The sequence below is a fragment of the Bradyrhizobium betae genome (genome assembly GCF_050632175.1).
GTDB classification, from domain to species: Bacteria; Pseudomonadota; Alphaproteobacteria; order Rhizobiales; family Xanthobacteraceae; genus Bradyrhizobium; species Bradyrhizobium betae_B.
This window is the reverse complement of sequence record NZ_CP192576.1, coordinates 5,371,509-5,389,883: the sequence shown is the minus strand read 5'-3', so window position 1 is coordinate 5,389,883 and position 18,375 is coordinate 5,371,509. Positions and strand designations below refer to the sequence as shown.

Annotated in this window: 17 protein-coding genes, 1 pseudogene and 2 riboswitches; of the genes and pseudogenes, 3 read left to right on the top strand and 15 right to left on the bottom strand. The window is 67.6% G+C overall.

Annotated features, from left to right (window positions below; genetic code table 11):
- Window positions 1–17: 17 nt before the first annotated feature.
- From ACQ86E_RS25740 to cbiE, 6 genes and pseudogenes are all read right to left on the bottom strand, one after another.
- A pseudogene (locus tag ACQ86E_RS25740) lies at window positions 18–694 on the bottom strand (energy-coupling factor ABC transporter permease).
- 37 nt (window positions 695–731) lie between these two features.
- A riboswitch (cobalamin riboswitch) is annotated at window positions 732–949 on the bottom strand.
- Window positions 950–994: 45 nt separating this feature from the next.
- Window positions 995–1,726: a uroporphyrinogen-III C-methyltransferase gene (cobA, locus tag ACQ86E_RS25735; RefSeq protein ID WP_431202371.1), complete on the bottom strand. Its 732-nt coding sequence runs from the start codon at window positions 1,724–1,726 to the stop codon at window positions 995–997.
- Window positions 1,723–3,033 (bottom strand): cobyrinate a,c-diamide synthase, encoded by a 1,311-nt coding sequence (locus ACQ86E_RS25730; RefSeq protein ID WP_431202370.1) that lies wholly within the window; start codon window positions 3,031–3,033, stop codon window positions 1,723–1,725. The genes cobA and ACQ86E_RS25730 overlap by 4 nt, the downstream gene beginning before the upstream one ends.
- Complete coding sequence (gene cobM / locus ACQ86E_RS25725) at window positions 3,033–3,815, bottom strand: precorrin-4 C(11)-methyltransferase (protein ID WP_431202369.1); 783 nt, start codon at window positions 3,813–3,815, stop codon at window positions 3,033–3,035. The genes ACQ86E_RS25730 and cobM overlap by 1 nt, the downstream gene beginning before the upstream one ends.
- Window positions 3,812–4,180: a cobalamin biosynthesis protein gene (locus ACQ86E_RS25720; protein ID WP_431202368.1), complete on the bottom strand. Its 369-nt coding sequence runs from the start codon at window positions 4,178–4,180 to the stop codon at window positions 3,812–3,814. Before ACQ86E_RS25720 ends, cobM begins: the two co-directional genes overlap by 4 nt.
- Window positions 4,177–5,358: a precorrin-6y C5,15-methyltransferase (decarboxylating) subunit CbiE gene (gene cbiE / locus ACQ86E_RS25715; RefSeq protein WP_431206564.1), complete on the bottom strand. Its 1,182-nt coding sequence runs from the start codon at window positions 5,356–5,358 to the stop codon at window positions 4,177–4,179. Before cbiE ends, ACQ86E_RS25720 begins: the two co-directional genes overlap by 4 nt.
- A gap of 10 nt (window positions 5,359–5,368) precedes the next feature.
- Here cbiE and ACQ86E_RS25710 point away from each other — a divergent pair, with 10 nt between their 5' ends.
- Window positions 5,369–6,115 (top strand): cobalt-precorrin-6A reductase, encoded by a 747-nt coding sequence (locus ACQ86E_RS25710; protein WP_431202367.1) that lies wholly within the window; start codon window positions 5,369–5,371, stop codon window positions 6,113–6,115.
- Here ACQ86E_RS25710 and cobJ read toward each other — a convergent pair.
- Genes cobJ through ACQ86E_RS25675 form a run of 7 tightly spaced genes read right to left on the bottom strand, consistent with a single transcriptional unit; the run spans window position 6,091 to window position 14,013 of the window.
- Window positions 6,091–6,825: a precorrin-3B C(17)-methyltransferase gene (gene cobJ, locus ACQ86E_RS25705; RefSeq protein WP_431202366.1), complete on the bottom strand. Its 735-nt coding sequence runs from the start codon at window positions 6,823–6,825 to the stop codon at window positions 6,091–6,093. The genes ACQ86E_RS25710 and cobJ overlap by 25 nt on opposite strands.
- Entirely contained in the window at window positions 6,822–7,553 is a 732-nt protein-coding gene (locus tag ACQ86E_RS25700; protein ID WP_431202365.1) for a precorrin-2 C(20)-methyltransferase, read from the bottom strand. The genes cobJ and ACQ86E_RS25700 overlap by 4 nt, the downstream gene beginning before the upstream one ends.
- Window positions 7,554–7,555: 2 nt before the next feature.
- A complete protein-coding gene (locus ACQ86E_RS25695) occupies window positions 7,556–8,185 on the bottom strand; it encodes a precorrin-8X methylmutase (RefSeq protein WP_431202364.1) in 630 nt (209 codons plus the stop codon).
- Entirely contained in the window at window positions 8,185–9,348 is a 1,164-nt protein-coding gene (gene cobG, locus ACQ86E_RS25690) for a precorrin-3B synthase (protein ID WP_431202363.1), read from the bottom strand. Before cobG ends, ACQ86E_RS25695 begins: the two co-directional genes overlap by 1 nt.
- A complete protein-coding gene (gene cobN / locus ACQ86E_RS25685) occupies window positions 9,345–12,593 on the bottom strand; it encodes a cobaltochelatase subunit CobN (RefSeq protein ID WP_431202362.1) in 3,249 nt (1,082 codons plus the stop codon). Before cobN ends, cobG begins: the two co-directional genes overlap by 4 nt.
- Entirely contained in the window at window positions 12,593–13,642 is a 1,050-nt protein-coding gene (gene cobW, locus ACQ86E_RS25680) for a cobalamin biosynthesis protein CobW (RefSeq protein WP_431202361.1), read from the bottom strand. Before cobW ends, cobN begins: the two co-directional genes overlap by 1 nt.
- Complete coding sequence (locus ACQ86E_RS25675) at window positions 13,639–14,013, bottom strand: DUF1636 family protein (RefSeq protein WP_431202360.1); 375 nt, start codon at window positions 14,011–14,013, stop codon at window positions 13,639–13,641. Before ACQ86E_RS25675 ends, cobW begins: the two co-directional genes overlap by 4 nt.
- A 97-nt stretch (window positions 14,014–14,110) precedes the next feature.
- Window positions 14,111–14,333: riboswitch (cobalamin riboswitch) on the bottom strand.
- 39 nt (window positions 14,334–14,372) lie between these two features.
- Here ACQ86E_RS25675 and cobO point away from each other — a divergent pair.
- Window positions 14,373–15,008, top strand: a complete 636-nt coding sequence (gene cobO, locus ACQ86E_RS25670; protein ID WP_431202359.1) for a cob(I)yrinic acid a,c-diamide adenosyltransferase — start codon at window positions 14,373–14,375, stop codon at window positions 15,006–15,008.
- Window positions 15,009–15,019: 11 nt separating this feature from the next.
- Window positions 15,020–16,468, top strand: a complete 1,449-nt coding sequence (locus ACQ86E_RS25665) for a cobyric acid synthase (protein WP_431202358.1) — start codon at window positions 15,020–15,022, stop codon at window positions 16,466–16,468.
- On the opposite strand, the gene cobD is transcribed toward ACQ86E_RS25665, so the two are convergent.
- Window positions 16,457–17,422: a threonine-phosphate decarboxylase CobD gene (gene cobD, locus ACQ86E_RS25660; protein ID WP_431202357.1), complete on the bottom strand. Its 966-nt coding sequence runs from the start codon at window positions 17,420–17,422 to the stop codon at window positions 16,457–16,459. The genes ACQ86E_RS25665 and cobD overlap by 12 nt on opposite strands.
- A gap of 11 nt (window positions 17,423–17,433) precedes the next feature.
- Window positions 17,434–18,369 (bottom strand): adenosylcobinamide-phosphate synthase CbiB, encoded by a 936-nt coding sequence (gene cbiB, locus ACQ86E_RS25655; RefSeq protein ID WP_431206563.1) that lies wholly within the window; start codon window positions 18,367–18,369, stop codon window positions 17,434–17,436.
- Window positions 18,370–18,375: the final 6 nt, after the last annotated feature.

Sequence of the window (18,375 nt, the reverse complement as noted above, 5' to 3'; positions counted from 1 at the left end):
GCCCGTTCGCTTGTCTCTCAGGCCGGGTTGTGCAGGCGGGGGTGACGAGGCCGGGAGTGGTGACGCCGCGCAACGACTTCGCCAGCGCCAGCACCGCCAGATCGGCCAGCGGCTCGATCACGATGACGAGCGCATAGGAGGCCGCGAAGGTCGCGATGTTGGCGAGATTGCTCATGGCAAAGCCGGAGCCATACAGCGCCCAGAACGCGACCCAGCCGATCACGCCGGCCTGGTAGGTCGTCGAGAGCGCCAGCGCCTGGCGATAGCTGAGATCGACATAGGCGGTGTTGCGCGAAATGATCCGCGCTGCAATCGCCTGGATGGCGAACAGCGGCACCAGCAGCGTGGTGACGTTCATGCCGAATTGCGGCAAATCCGGCGGCTCGAAGAAGATGCCCTGGAACAGCAGGCCGAAGGCGAGGCCGAGAGCTGCGGGGGCCGCCCCGAACAGCAGGAACAAGGTCGAGCCAAGAATGAAGTGCACCTCGGAGACGCCGACCGGGAAGTGCGGCAGGATCTCGAAGAAGGTGAAGACGAGCGCGGTGGTGGCGAGGGTACGCAACGCAAGCGAGCCGACGCCCTGCTCGCGCACGGTATCGACGGCGAGCTTCAAGGCGACGCCGCCGGCGGCGATGCCTGTTGCGTAACTCAAAACGAGCTTTGCGCCCGTCACGATCCCGGGTTCGATATGCATGGCTCAGATCCTTCCTGCCGTCACACCCGACGGCCTTGGCCTCAAAACACGCACGGCCGGTCTCCTGGCTCGCGGTTCACTGGGTCTCCGGCCTTCCCGAGCCTTGCAGCCCAGTGGCGGTTCGGAGCCCCTCACCGCTTACAGTCGCGGGGGCGGCTGGGGTTTGGGGCGCCGCAACTGGGTCCGCCCATCCCCATTCCCGATTATGCTCCGGCGCTTTGCGCCGCGTCGAGCACCATGCATCTCCTGTGTGCCCCTTTCGCGGAGCCGGCGTCAAGGGGCGAGCGGCGGCCGGAGCGATCATGACGGGTAATCCCCAGCAAGCGCACCGAACAGAATCACGGCCGCCGTCGACGCCGCGCCGCCGCGCGCAAGCTGCTCCGCCAGTTCGGCAATTGTGGTGCGGACCAGCCGCTCATCCGGGCGACCGAGAGATTCGGCGAACAGCGCCGGAGTACCTGGCGCCAGACCGTGCTCGATCAATTTCGCGACAAGCGCCGGAAAGGTGCGGCGGCCCATATAAACCACGGTGGTCGCTTCGGGATCGGCCAGCGCCCCCCAGTTCAGGTTCTGCGGCAGCTCGCCGGTGACGTCGGCCCCGGTGATGAACTGAACCCGGCGCGAGGTGTGGCGCCGGGTCAAGGGAATGCCGGCTTGCGCCGCCGCGACGCAGGCCGTGGTGACGCCGGGAATGATCTCGTAGCCGATGCCGGCTTCGCGCAGCGTCTCGAGCTCCTCCTCGAGGCGGCCGAAGATGCCGGCGTCGCCGGACTTCAGCCGCGCCACGCGAACGCCCGTCGCCGCATAGTCGACCAGGAGACGGTTGACGTGGTGCTGCTTGGTCGAGGGCCGCCCTGCCCGTTTTCCCACCGCGACGAGATTGGCGCCGGGCCGGGCGAGATCGAGGATCGCGCCGGAGGCGAGATCGTCATAGAGCACGACGTCGGCCTCGCGCAGCCGCGCAGCTCCCTTCAGCGTGAGCAGCTCGGGATCGCCAGGGCCGGCGGAGATGAAAGTAACAAAACCGCTCACCGGTCCTCCGCGATCAGATGGAAGAACGTGCCGGTGGCTTGCCCCCGCCGCGAGCCGGTCTCGGCGATGACGGCGCCAGTCGCATCGTGCACCACCGCCAGCGGCGTGTCCGGCTGCGCGAGGATCGTCGAATAGTGGAACTCGTGGCCGCGCAGCCGCGCGCCGACCTGATGCCCCGGCATCGGGGCAGCGAGCGCGGCGAGACGATAGCCCAGATGCATGCGGCGTTTGGCAAAGCTCGTCTCCAGACCGAGCAGGCCCGTCATCTCATGGCGGATTCCCTCGGCATCGGTGATGCCTTCACCCAGCACCATATAGCCTCCGCATTCGCCGTGCACCGGCCGCGTTTCGGCGAAGGCACGCAAGCTGCCGCGAAAGCGCGCATTGGCCGCGATCGTCCCGGCATGAAGCTCGGGATAGCCGCCGGGCAGCCAGCACACATCGGCGCTCGCGTCGGGCGCCTCATCGGCCAGCGGCGAGAACGGCAGGATCTCGGCGCCCGCCGCGCGCCACGCTTCCAGCATGTGCGGATAGACGAAGGAGAACGCCGCGTCGCGCGCGAGCGCGATGCGTTGTCCGGGCGGCGTTACATTCAGGCCGTTCGCCGCGGGCTGCGGCGACCAGGCCACGGCCGATTTCAGCACCGCGTCGAGATCGACATGCTCGGCGACGAAGCGCGCCGCCTCGTCGATCAGCGTGCCGATCTCCGCCTGCTCCTCGGCCTGCACCAGGCCGAGATGCCGCTTCGGCAGGCTGATCTCCGCATGACGGGGCAGCGCGCCGAACACGGTGATGCCGGCCTCGACCAGCGCATGCCGCACGAGGTTTTCGTGACGCGGGCTGGCAACGCGGTTGAGCACGACGCCGGCAAGGCGCACGCCTGGACGATAATCGCGCAGGCCTGCGGCAATCGCCGCCGCCGTCTGCGCCTGTCCCGATGGATCAATCACCAGCAGCACTGGCCAGCCCAGGATCTGCGCGATATCGGCGGTGGCTCCGGTGCCGCAGACGCCGCGCGCGGCGACGCCGTCGAACAGGCCCATCGAGCCCTCGGCAAGCACGACATCGGCATCAAGGCCGCGGCTGACGAGATGCGCGATCGTTGCCCGGTCCATCGCCCAACTGTCGACGTTGACGGAGGCCCGTCCCGTCGCAGCGGCATGGAAGGCGGGGTCGATGTAGTCCGGCCCGCTCTTGAAGCACTGCACGTTCAAGCCGCGATTGCGCCAGGCACGCGCGAGCGCCAGCGTCAGCGTGGTCTTGCCGACGCCGGAGGCTGGCGCGGAAATGACGAGGCCGGCCGCCATCACGACGCCTCCGGAAAGCGCGGTTCGGTGCCGACGGGCCGATAGCGGCGATCATAGTCGGCGGCGTAGAGACGGCTCTCGTCAAAATCGGCAGCGCCGAGCGTCTTGCCGACCAGGATGAGCGCGGTGCGTTCCATCTCGCTTCCGACGGCGACATCGAGCGTCGCCAGCGTGGCGCGGACGATGCGCTGGTCCGGCCAGCTCGCGCGCCGGACGATCGCGACGGGACAGTCCGCGCCGTAATGCGGCGTCAGCTCGGCGATGACCGTGTCGAGCAGATGGATCGACAGATGGATTGCAAGCACAGCGCCGGTCGCAGCGAATGCAGCGAGATTTTCTCCCTCGGGCATCGCGCTGGCACGTCCCGGCATGCGCGTCAGCACCACCGTCTGTGCAAGGCCGGGCAGCGTCAGCTCGGCCTCGAGCGCAGCCGCGGCGGCCGAGAAGGAGGGAACGCCGGGTGTGACCGTGTAGGGAATCCGGAGGGCCCGCAGGCGGCGGAGCTGTTCGCCCATCGCCGACCAGATCGAGAGATCGCCGGAATGCAGCCGCGCGATATCCTTGCCGTCCGCATGCGCGGCAGCGATCTCCGCGATAATATCGTCGAGCGACAGCGGCGCGGTGTTGACGATGCGCGCGCCGGGCGGGCAATGCGCCAGCACACCTTCGGGCACGAGCGAGCCGGCATAGAGGCAGACCGGACAGGCGGCGATCAGGTCGCGGCCGCGCAGCGTCAACAGATCGGAGGCGCCCGGCCCCGCGCCGATGAAATGCACCGTCATGCGCCGTCTCCTTCGGCGATCGCCGCAGTCGCGGTCCGGTCCTGCGAGACCACGCGCGTCGCAATCAACCGCGCACGAGGCCCGGCCGCCGCGAGCGCTGCGGCTTCGGCAACCGAGCCCGTGTCGAACTTTTCGGCGACGAGCTTTGACTGCGTCGGCGTGTCGACTCTTGAGAGCACGTCGGCCGGGATCGGCTTGATCGGCACACCGCATTCGCGCGCGAGCTGCTTCAGCACCTCCGCATCAGCCTTGTCGCTGACGGTCGCCACCGCCGCAAGGCCGTCAGGGCCGCCGGCCGCCAGAAGAGCCTCCCACAGCGAAGCCAGCGTGACATCCCGCTTGAATCCGAGTCCGGCGACCTTCATCGGACCGCACTCCACTGCACCACCGGCCGTGCCGCCTCCCACGACCGGAAGCGGCCGAGCGGCGCGGCCTGCGCAATCTCGACCCGCATCAGCTCGCCGCCATGGCGCTGATGCAACTCGCCGAGCAGCGCTTCCGTCTCCAGCGTCACAGCATGCGCGACGAGGCGCGTGCCGGGCGCGAGCAGCGGCCAGACGGCATCGAACATTGCGCCATCGAGGCCACCGCCAATGAAGACGGCATCCGGTGCCTCCAGCGCCGCAAGGGCCTCGGGCGCTTTCCCGGGAATGACGCTGACACGATGCGCCAATCCGAACGCCGCTGCGTTGGTGCGAATGTTGGCGGCACGATCCTCGCGCGCCTCGACTGCAATCGCCGTTCCGCCGCACAGCGCCCACTCCACCGAGATCGAGCCCGAGCCGGCGCCGATGTCCCAGAGCCGTTCACCGGGACGCGGCGCCAACGCGGACAACGCGAGCGCGCGCACCGGCCGCTTGGTGATCTGGCCGTCGTGGACGAAGAGATCGTCCGGCAGTCCCGAGCTGCGAGGAATGCCCTGAGTTCCCCTCGCCAGCAGCGCGACCGCAACCAGTTTCTCCGAGAGATCATCTGTAAAGAGGTCGGCGCGATGCTGGTCGATGCTTTCACGCGGACCGCCAAGGGCAGCGAGAGTCCACAGGAGCGAAGGGCCCCATCCGCGCTCCGTCAGCCATATCGCGAGATCACCGACTGCCGCTGCGTCGCGCACCAGACAAATGATGCGTGTGTCTTTCGCCAGATGCGGCACCAGCCGTTCGAACGGGGCGGCATGAAGCCCAAGGCACGCGACCGATTCGAGACGCCAGCCAAGCCGCGCAGCAGCGAGCGAGAAGGTCGAGGGGGCCGGATGCGCGATCCATTCATCGCTACCGAGCTTCTCGGCAAGGCTCCCGCCGGCGCCGTACCAGAACGGATCGCCGGAGGCGAGCACCGCGGTCGGCCGGCCACGGCAGCTCAGCACGATTTCCGCATCGAACGGTACCGGCCACGGACGACCACGGCCCGTCACGCCGGCAAGCGCAAGATGCCGTTCACCGCCAAATACGGTTTCGGCATCATCGAGCGCCTTTCGGCTTGCCTCGGACAGCCCGGCAAGGCCATCTTCGCCGATACCGATGATCGTCAGCCAGGGATCAGCCAAGGAACTAGCCATGAACCGCGCCCTCATTCTGGGCGGAATTGCCGATGCGAGCCTGCTCGCAGCGGAGATCGCGCGCGCGGGCATCGATGCCGTTTATTCCTATGGCGGGCGCACCCGCGCGCCTGCCGATCAGCCGCTGACGACCCGCATGGGCGGCTTCGGCGGCGTGAGCGGTCTTGCCGATTACATCCGCCGCGAAGGCATCACGCATGTGATCGATGCGACGCATCCCTTCGCAGCCGAGATGAGCCGACATGCGGTGGCTGCATGCGCGGAAACCGGCACGCCGCTGATCGCGCTGGAACGCGCACCATGGGCCATGGCGTCTGTCGACAACTGGATCGAAGTCGCTGACGTCGATGCCGCGGTCGCCGCGTTGCCTACCGCGCCGGCAAAAGTATTCCTGGCCATCGGCCGCCAGCACATCGCACCGTTCGCGGCGAAGCTGCAGCATGCCTACACGCTGCGCTTCGTCGATCCGCCCGAAGCTCCCCTGCCGTTTCCGGCTGACGTGATCGTGTCGCGTGGACCATTCACGCTCGACGGCGAGTTGGAGATGATGCGAAAGCGCGGCATCGCCTGGATCGTCGCCCGCAATTCCGGCGGCGATGGCGCACGCGCCAAGATCGACGCAGCCCGAATGCTCGGCCTGCCCGTAATCATGATCGCGCGGCCGCGGTTGCCCGAACGGTTGCGGGTCGAGAGCGTGACTGAGGTGATGCAGTGGCTCGGTCATCGGACCCGCCTCGGCGCATAGACCCAGCGGCCGATACGGCGCGTCTGCGCGTTGCAGACAATCACGAGCGTGCGCATGTCGGCCATCTCGGGCGTCGCGTCGTTCAGCGTCACGGTCTCGATTGTCTCGTCAGGGGCACTGACCGCGCGGGCGAAGATCACCAGGTGCTCGCCGCAGCCGGCTTCCTTCAGCACCGCGAGCGCGCGGACAAATCCTTTGGGGCGGCTCGCCGAGCGCGGATTGTACATCGCAATGGCAAAATCGGCTTCGGCGGCAAGCCGCAGACGCTTCTCGATCACCGTCCACGGCTTGAGATTATCGGAGAGATTGATCGCGCAGAAATCATGCCCGAGCGGCGCGCCGGCGCGCGCCGCTGCCGCCAGCATCGCGGTGATGCCCGGCAGCACACGAATGGGAAGCTCCCGCCATTGCGGCGCCTGTTCGAGCGCCTCGAACACGGCCGAGGCCATCGCGAAGACCCCGGGGTCGCCGGAGGACACGACCACGACCCGTCCGCCTTCGGCGGCAAGCCGCAGCGCCTCGCTCGCGCGTTGCAGCTCTTCGCGATTGTCGGATGGGCGCAAGGTGAGGCCGGCCCGCGGCGGCACGCGCGCGACATAGGGCGCATAACCCAGAATGTCGGTCGCAGCCGCAAGCGCGGCGGAAACCTCTGGAGTTACCAGGGCATCGCTGCCCGGCCCGAGGCCCGCGATGGTCAGCGTGCCCGTCATTCGGCAGCGTCCGGATGCCGGCCCTTGCCGTGCACGAGCACGATCGCGAAGTAAGGACAATCAGCGGCATCGATCTCGGCGAGCCGCACCACGCGCTCGCCCGGCATGGTGCCGCGCTCGACCAGCCAGGAATCATCGAGGCGGCCGGCGGAGGCGAGTGCGCGACGCACCTTTGCGAGATTACGCCCGGTCTTCATGATCACGAGCGCATCAGAATCGCGCATGCGCCGTTCGAGCTCGTCTTCGGCCAGCGTCCCCATCAGCACCGTCGTCACGTCGTCGCCGAGCGCGATAGGCTGGCCGACGCCATTCCAGCAGCCGACCATGCCGGGAATGCCGGCGATCACCTCGATCTCGACCCGGCCCTGCAGCCGCGTGTGCAGATGCATGAAGGAGCCGTAGAAGTAAGGATCGCCTTCACAGAGCACGACGACGTCGACCGCGCGCGCCAATCTCGCCAGGCGCTCGGCCCATTCGTCGTAGAAGCCGGCCAGCAGCCGGACGTAGTCGGGACTGTCGAACGCGATTTCCGTGGTAACGGGATATTCCATGGGGTATTCGGTGATTTCGGCCGCAAGCATGCCCTCGACGATGCGACGCGCCTGCCCGGGCCGCCCCTTCTTCCGGAAATAGGCGACATGCCGTGCGCCGCGCACCGTGCGGTCCGCGCGGACGCTCATCAGATCGGGATCGCCGGGGCCGAGTCCGCAACAGATGATGCGTCCCATCGCTACTCGCTCCGGCTCGCCAGCGCGTTCACGGCGGCAACGGTGATTGCCGAACCCCCGAGCCGGCCCTCGACCGTCAACGCCGGCACCTGCGGATCGGCCATCAGCGCCGCCTTGGATTCGGCTGCGCCGACGAAGCCGACCGGGCAGCCGATGATCGCCGCGGGCCGCGGACAGCTTTGGTCCTCCAGCATGTTGAGCAGATGAAACAGCGCGGTCGGCGCGTTGCCGATCGCGACGATCGCGCCACCCAGATGCGGCCGCCACAGCTCCAGTGCCGCCGCCGAGCGGGTGTTGCGCATGGATTGCGCCAGCTCCGGAACGGCTTCGTCGTTGAGCGTACAAATGACGGCGTTGGCCGCAGGCAATCTCGCGCGCGTAATGCCTTCGGAGACCATGCGCGCATCGCACAGGATCGGCGCGCCCTTCTGCAGGGCTGCGCGCGCAATGGTCGCCATGCCTGATGTGAAACGGATATGTGCCTCCAGGCCGACCATGCCGGCGGCGTGGATCATCCGCACCACGACCTGTTCCTCGTCGGGCGTGAAGCGCGCAAGATCCGCCTCGGCCCGAATGGTCGCGAATGATTGCCGGTAGATCGCCGCACCATCGGTTTCGTAAGTGTGCGGCATCAGTGCCCTCCGACCAAAATGGAGGGATCGCTGACGATGTCGGCGGCGTTGAGCCCGCGCAGGACCGGCTCGTCGCGGGTCGAGCCGCCGCGGACGAGGTCGAAGCCGGCGCTGGTCGCGACCAGCGTCACCGCGGACGGGCCGGAACGGGCGCAGCCCTTGGCGCAACCGGAGACGTGCAGCCGCGTGTCAAGCGCGATGCGCGGGGCCAGCGCGGCGGCCAGCGCACGCGTGTCGGCATGGGCCTCGCGGCAGCGCGGCGCGCCGCTGCAGGCAATGACGCGCAATGCAGGATCGTAGGGTTCGGTGATGAGGCCCGCCCCGCTTGGCATCTCGCGCTTGCCCTCGCTCAGCACCATCCGCCACGGCGTCATGCGCAGCGCATGACCGCAGCCGGAGAATTGATGCAGGGTCGTGTGCAGCATCTGTCCGAACGCGACGCCGACCAGGGCGCCATGCGGATAATGCCCGGGCCGCGACGCGGCCATCACGGGTGCGGGCTCGGTCTCACCGTTCAACGCCTGGGGCAACGCCGCACCCGCCGCGATGTGGGCCGCCATGCGCCCGCGCCCGCCCTTCGCGCCGCCGGAGGCGACGAACCAAGATGCGAACGCGAGCGCGGTGCTTACAACCTCTCCACGCCCGACGGAACGGCCTAACCTCGCACCATCGGCCCGCACCAGCAGACGGCCGTCCCGGTCGCGTTCGATGCGCACGTCGGCGGAATCGCCGGCAAGCACGCGCGATTTTCCGTCATCGATGGCGAAGCCGAATTTGGTGGGGAGTTCGAGCGCGCTGTTCGCCAGCGCTTCTTCAAGCTCGGCAGCGAGCGCCTGCGTCTCGTCGCCGGAGTTCCAAAACGGCGTCACCAGGATGTTGCGCCGGGCTTCGATGTCGGTGTCGGGGTCGAGCAGCCGCAGCAGCGCAAGTCCATCAAGCAGCCGGCGGTGGCCCTGTTCGGTCACGCCCCTGATCTGGAGGTTGGCGCGGCTGGTCACGTCGATCAGACCGTTGCCGTAGCGCTCGGCGAGTTCGGCAAGCCCGGCGACCTGCCCGGCTTCGAGACGACCGCCGAACGGGCGCACGCGGACCACGAGTCCGTCGCCCGACTGCATCGGGCGCAGCGCACCGGGACACCAGCCCTTCACCGAAGCCGCGTTCATGACGCCTCCCGCAATGCAGCCGCGATCGAGTTGCGCCGCGTACGCCAGAGCGAGGCGTCGTGCAGGCGCGCGAAGCAGATCTCCATTGCGGCAAGCGCCGCCGGATTTTCGCGGGCCATGAAGGCGCGAACACCGGCATCGCCAAGCGTCGCATCGTAATAGAGATCGAACAGATGCGGGGGCACGGCATCGGCCAGATGGGCGAAAGCGGCCATGTGCTCCAGCGTTGCCGTGATCTCGGCGGCGCCGCGAAAACCGTGACGCATCATGCCGGCGATCCAGCCCGGATTGGCTGCGCGCGCACGGACCACACGGGAGATTTCCTCGGTCAGCGTCCGTGCATGCGGCTGCTCGGGCCGCGTCGTATCGAGGTGATAGAGCGACGGTGTCGTCCCGCCGAGATGCATGGCTGCCGCCGCAATGCCGGCTTCATGCGCGGCATAGTCGGCAGCGAGCAGAAGATCGGTTTCCGGCAGGTCCTGGACGTGGACGAAAGCATCGGCAGATGCGAGCCGCTGTTCGATGCCGGCGCGATCGGGCTTGATCTCGCCGTCGGCCGAGAACGCCCAGGACGATGCCGACAGCCAGGCCTCGCCGGCCGCATCGCGAGTCTCGGCCGTGAAGGCATCCGGGATCGCCGAGAGACCCACGCCGTATTGTCCCGGCCGCGGCGCGAACACGCGGGAGGCGCGGTGGCGATAGGGATTTTCCTCGCCCTCGTCCTGGCGGCCTGCAAGCGCCTCGGCGGCGGCTTCGAACAATTGGGCAAGGCCGGAGAAGACATCGCGGAACAGGCCCGACACGCGCAGCGTGACGTCGATGCGGGGGCGGCCGAGCTCGGCCGGCGCGATGATGTCGTAACCGGTGACGCGGCCGGATGCGTGATCCCAGCGCGGTGCGAGACCGGCCAGATGCAGGGCCATCGCGAATTCCTCACCCGCGGTGCGCATCGTGGCCGAGCCCCAGAGATCGACGACAAGGCCCTTCGGCCAGTCGCCGTGATCCTGCAGATGACGGCGGAGCAGTTCTTCCGCGAGCTTGATGCCTTGCGCATGCGCCGACGGCGTCGGCACGGCGCGCGGGTCGACAGCAAAGAGATTGCGACCGGTCGGCAGCACGTCCTGACGCCCGCGATAGGGCGAGCCCGATGGTCCCGGCGCAACCCGCCGTCCCGCGAGCGCAGCAAGCAAGGCGCCGCGCTCCGCTTCGCCGCAAGGACCGCGGCCGAACACATGCAGGCCGTCGCCGAACTGGCTTTCCTTGAGATCGCAGACGAAGCGATCAATCCGCGGGATGGCTTCGGCCGGTGCGGCCGATGCATCGAGGCCGAGATCGTCTTCGAGGCCGGCGGTACGCGCCTCGTCTCGGATCGCGGCGATCAATCGCTGACGACGCGCGGGGTCGAGACCGTCGGCGGTCGAATATTCGTCGAGCAGGCGTTCGAGCCGGCGCAGGCCTTCCGGCACCGCGGATTTCTCCAGCGGCGGCGGCAGATGGCCGATGGTGACGGCGCCGATGCGCCGCTTGGCCTGCGCGGCCTCACCGGGATCGTTGACGATGAAGGGATAGATGACGGGAAGATCGCCGACCAGGGCTTCCGGCCAGCACGCCGACGACAGCGCCACGGATTTCCCGGGCAGCCATTCCAGCGTGCCGTGCGCGCCCATGTGGACGATCGCATCAACGCCCTGTTCGCGGAGCCAGAGGTAGAACGCGACATAGGCGTGGCGCGGCGTGCGAGCGAGATCGTGATAGTCGCCATCTCGCGTCGTCGTATCGCCGCGCTCGGGCTGAACCGCGATGATGGATCGGCCGCACGGGATCGCGGCGAAATGGAAGGCGCCATCGCGGCAGCTTGGATCGTTCTCCGGCCCGCCCCAGGCTTGCGCGAGATCATCCTGCAAGGATTGCGGAAGGCGCGAGAGCGCGGAGTGATAGTCAGCGACACTCGAGGTCAAATTCCGCTTCAGCAGCGTCTCACCGAGTGCATCGACCGGGGCGATATCGAATTCGGCCGCCGCGAGGTCGGACACCAACGCCTCGACCGACGCCAGCGCATCCAGACCAACCGCATGCGCGATCTGGTGCGGGCGTCCCGGATAGTTCGACAGCACGATCGCCAGGCGCTTTTCACCGGCAGGCGTTTCCGCAAGGCCTCGCCAGGCCGCGACGCGCGCGGCGACGGCTTCCACGCGCTCGTCATCGGCGCGATGCGCCAGGTGCGAGAACTGCAGATCGGGATCACGCTCCGCCGCCGATTTGAAGCTGACGACACCGGCGAACAGGCGGCCGTCGACCTCGGGCAGCACCACATGCATCGCAAGATCGCCCGGCGACAGGCCGCGCAGCGAGCTTGCCCAGTCCTCGCGCCGCGCCGTGGAGAGCGCGACCTGGAAGACGGGGCACGATGCCGCGTCGAACGGCGTCGTGCCGTCGTCCCCCAGCGCCGAGAACGCCGTCGCATTGACGATCGCGGCCGGCGGGTTTTGCGCAAGATGCGCCCGCAGCCAATCCGCAACCCCTGGCGCCTTCAACGAGGTGACGAACACGCCGTATGTGTCAAATCCCTTCCCGCGCAGCGCGGCGATCAGGGCATCGACGGGACCAGTGTCCGCCGCGGTCAGATAGGAGCGATAGAATGTCACGAACGCGCGTGGCAATGCATCGTTCGCCGGGAGTGCAGCAATCACGCCGCGCAAGGGATCATAGAAGCCCATCTCGGGAACGGTCGTCTCGCCGACGACCGGTCCAGCATAGAGCCCAGAGGCCAGCGCAAGCTGTGCGATCGCGGCTTGAGCAGCTACGGGACCGCCGGTGTCGCAGAGCACCTTGAGCCGCCGCAGCGTCGAAACCGGCAGGGTCGAATACGCATCGAGCCGCGCATCGTCGCGGCCATCCGCCGGCAGCACGGCGATCACGATCCCGCGATCCCTCGCGAGTTGCTGAAGAGCCGCGAGACCATACGACCAATAGGACTCGCCCCCGATCAGACGCACCAGAATGCCGCGCGCCTGCGCCAGCGTGCGCTCGACATAGGTGTCGACGGACAGCGGATGACGCAGCTCCGAAAGATTGGCGAGCCGCAGCGACGGCAGGCTGTTCCGGCCACGCCGCCAGCCGGCCGCGAACGCGGCCAGATCGGAATCCGAATACGAGAGCACCACGAGATCGGCCGCGTCCTGGCCGATGTCCCTTGGCGTCGCAGTCTCCTCGAGACCGCGGCTCTCGCGGAAGACGACGTGCATCAGGCACCAAGTCCTGAGATACCAAGTCCCGCTTTGATTGCGGCCTCGTCGATATCGCCGTGCTCGCCGATCACGACGAGCTTCGACTGTCTGCTGCCCGCGCCCCAGGGCTTGTCGAACTGGTGGCGCACGCGTTCGCCGACCGCTTGCAGCAAAAGGCGCATCGGCTTGCCTTGCACGGCGATATAGCCCTTGACGCGCAGCACGTTCTGCTCGCGCGACAGACGCTGCACCGACGCGACTAGTGCGTCGATGTCGGTGACTTCAGGAAGATCGATCACGACGGAGGCGAAATCATCATGCTCGTGATCCTCCTCGCCATCATGATGCGAGGGGCGTGCGGAAAGATCGTTCTCCGCGGCAGCGCCGAGGCCGAGGATCACGCGCGCATCGATCGCACCGTCGGTGACGGAGAGCATCGGCACGCGGCGCGGCATCTCGGCCGTGATCAAAGCCCTGGCGGCTTCAAGTCCCGCCGCGCCGGCAAGATCGGCCTTGGTCAACAGCACGATGTCGGCGCAGGCGATCTGGTCCTCGAACACCTCCGACAGCGGCGTCTCGTGATCGAGATTTTCGTCCGCCGCGCGCTGCGCTTCGACGGCAGCCGGATCCGGCGCGAAGCGACCCGCAGCCACGGCTTCGGCATCGGCCAGCGCGATCACGCCGTCGACCGTGATGCGCGAACGGATCTCGGGCCAGTCGAACGCCTTCAGCAGCGGCTTTGGCAGCGCCAGGCCCGAGGTCTCGATCAGGATGTGATCGGGCCGCACCGGCCGTGCCAGAAGCTTCTCCATGGTCGGAATGAAATCGTCCGCGACGGTGCAGCAGATGCAGCCATTGGCGAGCTCGATGATGTTCTCTTCCGGGCAATTGGCGTCGGCGCAGGATTTCAGGATCTCACCGTCGACGCCCTCGCTGCCGAACTCGTTGACGAGCACGGCGAGCTTCCTGCCGTCGGGGTTTGCGAGCAGATGCTGGATCAGCGTCGTCTTGCCGGAGCCGAGGAACCCCGTGACCACCGTCACCGGAACCTTTGCGAGCGAATTCATTCGGCTGCCTCCGGCACGACGCCAATGGGGGGAATGCGCGCGAGCGACTGCTTGCGGAAGATTTCAGGTCGGCTGCGCCAGGGCACGAGACCGTCCGGCGCGGCCGCATAGGCAGCGACGCCGGCGACCACGTCGTTCGCATGGGCTTCCGAGAGGCGGCCATAGACATAGGACCAGCGGCCGGGCGCGCTGAGCGCGACCGAACAGCCTTGGCTGCATGCAGACAGGCATTCGACGGGAACCACTGCGACGCCGTCGGGCACGCCTGCATCGAGGATCGCGCCATGCAGGCGCTTGCCCGGCGTGGCCTCGCCCTCGGCGGGCGTCTCTCCGGCGCGGCAGGTAATACAGACGTGAAGTGTAACGGTCATCGCCTCTTCCTGGGATAAAATCGGGAGGCGAAGAGGCTCACGGAGCGTTCTTGCGAAGGCCCGTTTTCCCCGTCGCGGAACACCCCGTCCGCCGGTCCAAAAATCGTCCGCGCTGGCAGGTCTCCCGGCTTGCGGAGCAGGGCTTTTGGCCCTTCGATCCCCGCCTTCCCGATCCCCTTGGGGGATCAGTGGCTTTGGACATCTCTCCGGTCACGGTCGCGGGGGCGGCTGCAGTTTGAACCCGAATCTTGCAGATTCGGACCCTATCGCATTCCCTCTTCGCCTGTCATAGGACAGGAACCAACGCCGGGTCACCATTTGCCCCCGGCCGCCTCTTGTCAAGCCGAAGGACCGGTACGATGACGCCTGAACCGGATACCCAGACGGGTGAGCAAACCGACGTCCGCCACGCCCAGAAAATGGCGAAGAAAAAGGCCGCCCGCGACAAGATCATGGCGACCAAGAGCGGCGAAAAAGGCCTCATCATCGTCCACACCGGCGCCGGCAAGGGCAAGTCCTCCTCGGCCTTCGGCATGATCGTCCGCTGCGTTGCCCATGGCTTCCCCTGCGCGGTCGTGCAGTTCATCAAGGGCGCCTGGGACACCGGCGAGCGGCGCCTGCTCACCGGCCATTTCGGCGATCTCTGCCAGTTCCACGCCATGGGCGAAGGCTTCACCTGGGAGACGCAGGACCGCGCCCGCGACATCGCGGCGGCGCGCGCCGGCTGGGAGAAGGCCAAGGAGCTGATATCAGATCCCAATTTGCGGATGGTCGTGCTCGACGAGATCAACATCGCGCTACGCTACGATTATCTCGACGTCGCCGAAATTGTCGACTTCCTGACGACGCAGAAGCCTGAGATGACGCATGTCGTTTTGACCGGACGCAACGCCAAGGACGAGCTGATTGAGATCGCCGATCTCGTCACCGAGATGACGCTGGTCAAGCATCCCTTCCGCTCCGGCATCAAGGCGCAAGCCGGCGTCGAGTTCTGACGACGATCGCGATGGCGCGCGCATTGATGATCCAGGGGGCCGGCTCGGACGTGGGCAAATCGCTCATCGTCGCCGGCCTTGCGCGCGCTTTCACGCGGCGCGGCCTGCGCGTCCTGCCGTTCAAGCCGCAGAACATGTCGAACAACGCCGCCGTCACCGTCGATGGCGGCGAGATCGGCCGCGCCCAGGCGTTGCAGGCGCTCGCCGCCGGGGTCGAGCCGCACACCGATATGAACCCGGTGCTGCTCAAGCCAGAGACCGATATCGGCGCGCAAATCATCGTGCAGGGAAAACGCATCGCGACCGCGCGGGCGCGCGACTACGCGGCGATGAAGCCACAGCTGATGGGCGCCGTGCTGGAAAGCTTCGAGCGGCTGAAGGCGCGCGCTGATCTGGTCCTGGTGGAAGGTGCCGGCAGCCCGGCCGAGGTGAACCTGCGCAAGGCCGACATCGCCAATATGGGCTTTGCCCGCAAGGCCGACGTGCCCGTCGTGCTGGTCGGCGACATCGACCGCGGCGGCGTCATCGCCCAGCTCGTCGGCATCAAGACGGTGATCGACCCCGACGATGCCGCGATGATCCAGGGCTTCGTCATCAACAAGTTTCGCGGCGATCCCACGCTGTTCGACGACGGCTACAAGCTGATCGAGCAGATGACGGCCTGGCGCGGGCTTGGCGTATTGCCCTGGTTCGCCCGCGCCGGCGAGTTGCCGGCCGAGGACGCACTCGGTCTCAGCGACGCGCGCAAGCCGGGCCAATGCAAGATCGCCTGCCTTGCGCTGTCGCGGATCGCCAATTTTGACGATCTCGATCCGCTCAAGCTCGAGCCCGGCGTCGATCTCATCATGGTGCGTCCGGGCGAAGCGATCCCCGGCGACGCCAGGCTCGTCATCATCCCGGGCTCAAAATCCACCCGCGGCGATCTCGCCTTCCTGCGCGCGCAGGGCTGGGACATCGATCTGCTTGCGCACCACCGTCGCGGCGGCCATGTGCTCGGCCTCTGCGGCGGCTATCAGATGCTCGGCCGCAGCATCGCCGACCCCGATGGCATCGAAGGCCCCGCGGGCGACACGCCGGGCCTCGGGCTTCTGGACGTGGATACGATGATGACCGCGCAAAAGACGCTGACGCGTGTCGCGGCCGTGCATGCCGCCACGGATCAGCCGATCGAGGCCTACGAGATCCACATCGGCCGCACCGACGGGCCCGATCGCGCCCGCGCCTTCGCGAAACTGAATGGCGAGCCTGAAGGCGCGATCTCGCGCGACGGGCGCGTGCAGGGCAGCTATCTGCACGGCCTGTTCACGTCGGACGATTTCCGCCGAGCGTATCTCACCAAGCTCGACATTGCCGCCGGCGACGAGCCTTATCACGACAGGGTCGAGAGCGCGCTCGAGGCGTTGGCCGATCACATCGAACAGCATCTCGACGTCGAAGGCCTGCTTGCGCTAGCGCGCTAGCACCTCGGCAAGGCGCGTCCACTCGGCTTCGCTGCCGGGAAGCCCGAGGCGCAGCCATGTCGGCCTTTGCGCGAACACGCGCGACCAGATCTGGCTCCGCGCCAGCTTGTCCTGCGCGGCAAGCGCGTCGGGCGTCTCGTAGAGACGAAACAGCGGCGTGCCGCCGACGAGACGCCAGCCTTGCGACTGCGCCATGCCGTCGAGGCGACCACAGTCGCGCACAAGTCGCGCCGACGTCGTCTCGGCCCAGGCATCATCGCGCAAGGCACGGCAGCCGATCGAGATCGCAGCTCCCGAGACCGGCCACGGGCCCGACATCGCGGCGAGCTTCTCGATGTCGGCCGCATTGCCGATGGCGAAGCCAAGCCGCAGGCCGGCGAGGCCGTAAAACTTTCCGAACGAGCGCAGGATCAGCAGTCCCGGCCGAGCAGCTTCCGGCGCGAGCGACAGTTGCGGAACCGTGTCGGCAAAACTCTCGTCGATCACGAGACGGCCGACGCGCGGCAGCAGGGCGAGCAAATCCTTTGGCAGATGACACCGGCCGTCGGGATTGTTGGGATTGACGACGATCGCAACATCCGCTCCCGCCAACGCGTCGAGTTCGCCGACCTCCTGCACGTCCCAGCCAGCGGCCGACAGCACACCCGCGTATTCGTTGTAGGTCGGCGCCAAGATACGGGCACCGCCGGATGGCGCCAGTTGCGGCAACAGTTGAATGGCAGCCTGCGCACCGCCCGTCGCGACGACCGGCGCGCTGGTGCGATAGGCGTGGTGCGCCGCGCGGTGCAGGGTTTCGATTTCGGCGCGCGACGGCAATGCCTGCCAATGATGCGCGCTCACTTCGCCCACCGGATAAGGCAGCCGGTTGATCCCCGTCGAGAGGTCGATCCAGTGCTCGGCGCGCCCGCCAAAACGCTGCTGGGCCAGATCGAGATTTCCACCGTGCTCGCGCATGCCCCGTTCTTTCACGCGAAGGCGAGGATCGCAAGCATGCCGGCGAGCAGCAGCATGGCACGGCGGTAGACCGTCAGTCCCTCGCCGATATCGGCGGCGAGTGGATCGCGTGCGGCTTCGTTGAGCCAGGGCTCATTGGTGGTGCTGCCGTGATAGATGCGGGGACCACTGAGCCGCACGCCGAGCGCGCCCGCCATCGCCGCTTCCGGCCAGCCGGCATTGGGCGAGCGATGGCGGCGCGCATCGCGCGTCATGCACGACAGCGCCTCGGATCGCCTTGGCGCCAGCAGCACGAGCAGAAATCCGGTCAGGCGGGCCGGAATGAAATTGGCGACATCATCAATGCGGGCCGCTGCCCAGCCGAAAGCTTCGTACCGTTCGTTGCGATGGCCGATCATGGAGTCCAGCGTGTTGATGGCCTTGTAGCCGAAAATCCCCGGCAGGCCGAACAGTGCGCCCCAGAACACCGGCGCCACGATGCCGTCGGAAGCGTTTTCGGCAAGGCTCTCGATCGCCGCACGCGCGATGCCGGCTTCATCGAGCGCCGCGGGATCGCGGCCGACGATGCGCGAGACCGCGTCACGCGCGGCGGCAATGTCTCCGGCGCGCAATGGTTTCGCCACCGCAGCCACATGATCATGCAGCGAGCGCAGCGCGACCAGCGGCCAGGCCAGCACGCCCACCAGCACGACCTGCACCCATCCCCACGGCAGCAAAGACTGGAGCAGGAACTGAATCGCCCAGCCGAGCGCAACGGAGAGCGCGATCACCAGGAGCGCGCCGGCGACGCCGGCAGCGCGGCGAAATGCCGGCGGATCGGATGGGCGATCCGACGTGGCGTCGATCGCGTTGATCAAACTGCCGAGCCAGGTGACGGGATGGCCGATCCGTGCGAACAGCCATGCCGGCCAGCCCGTGAGGGCATCCACCGCCATCGCCACCACCATCGCGCC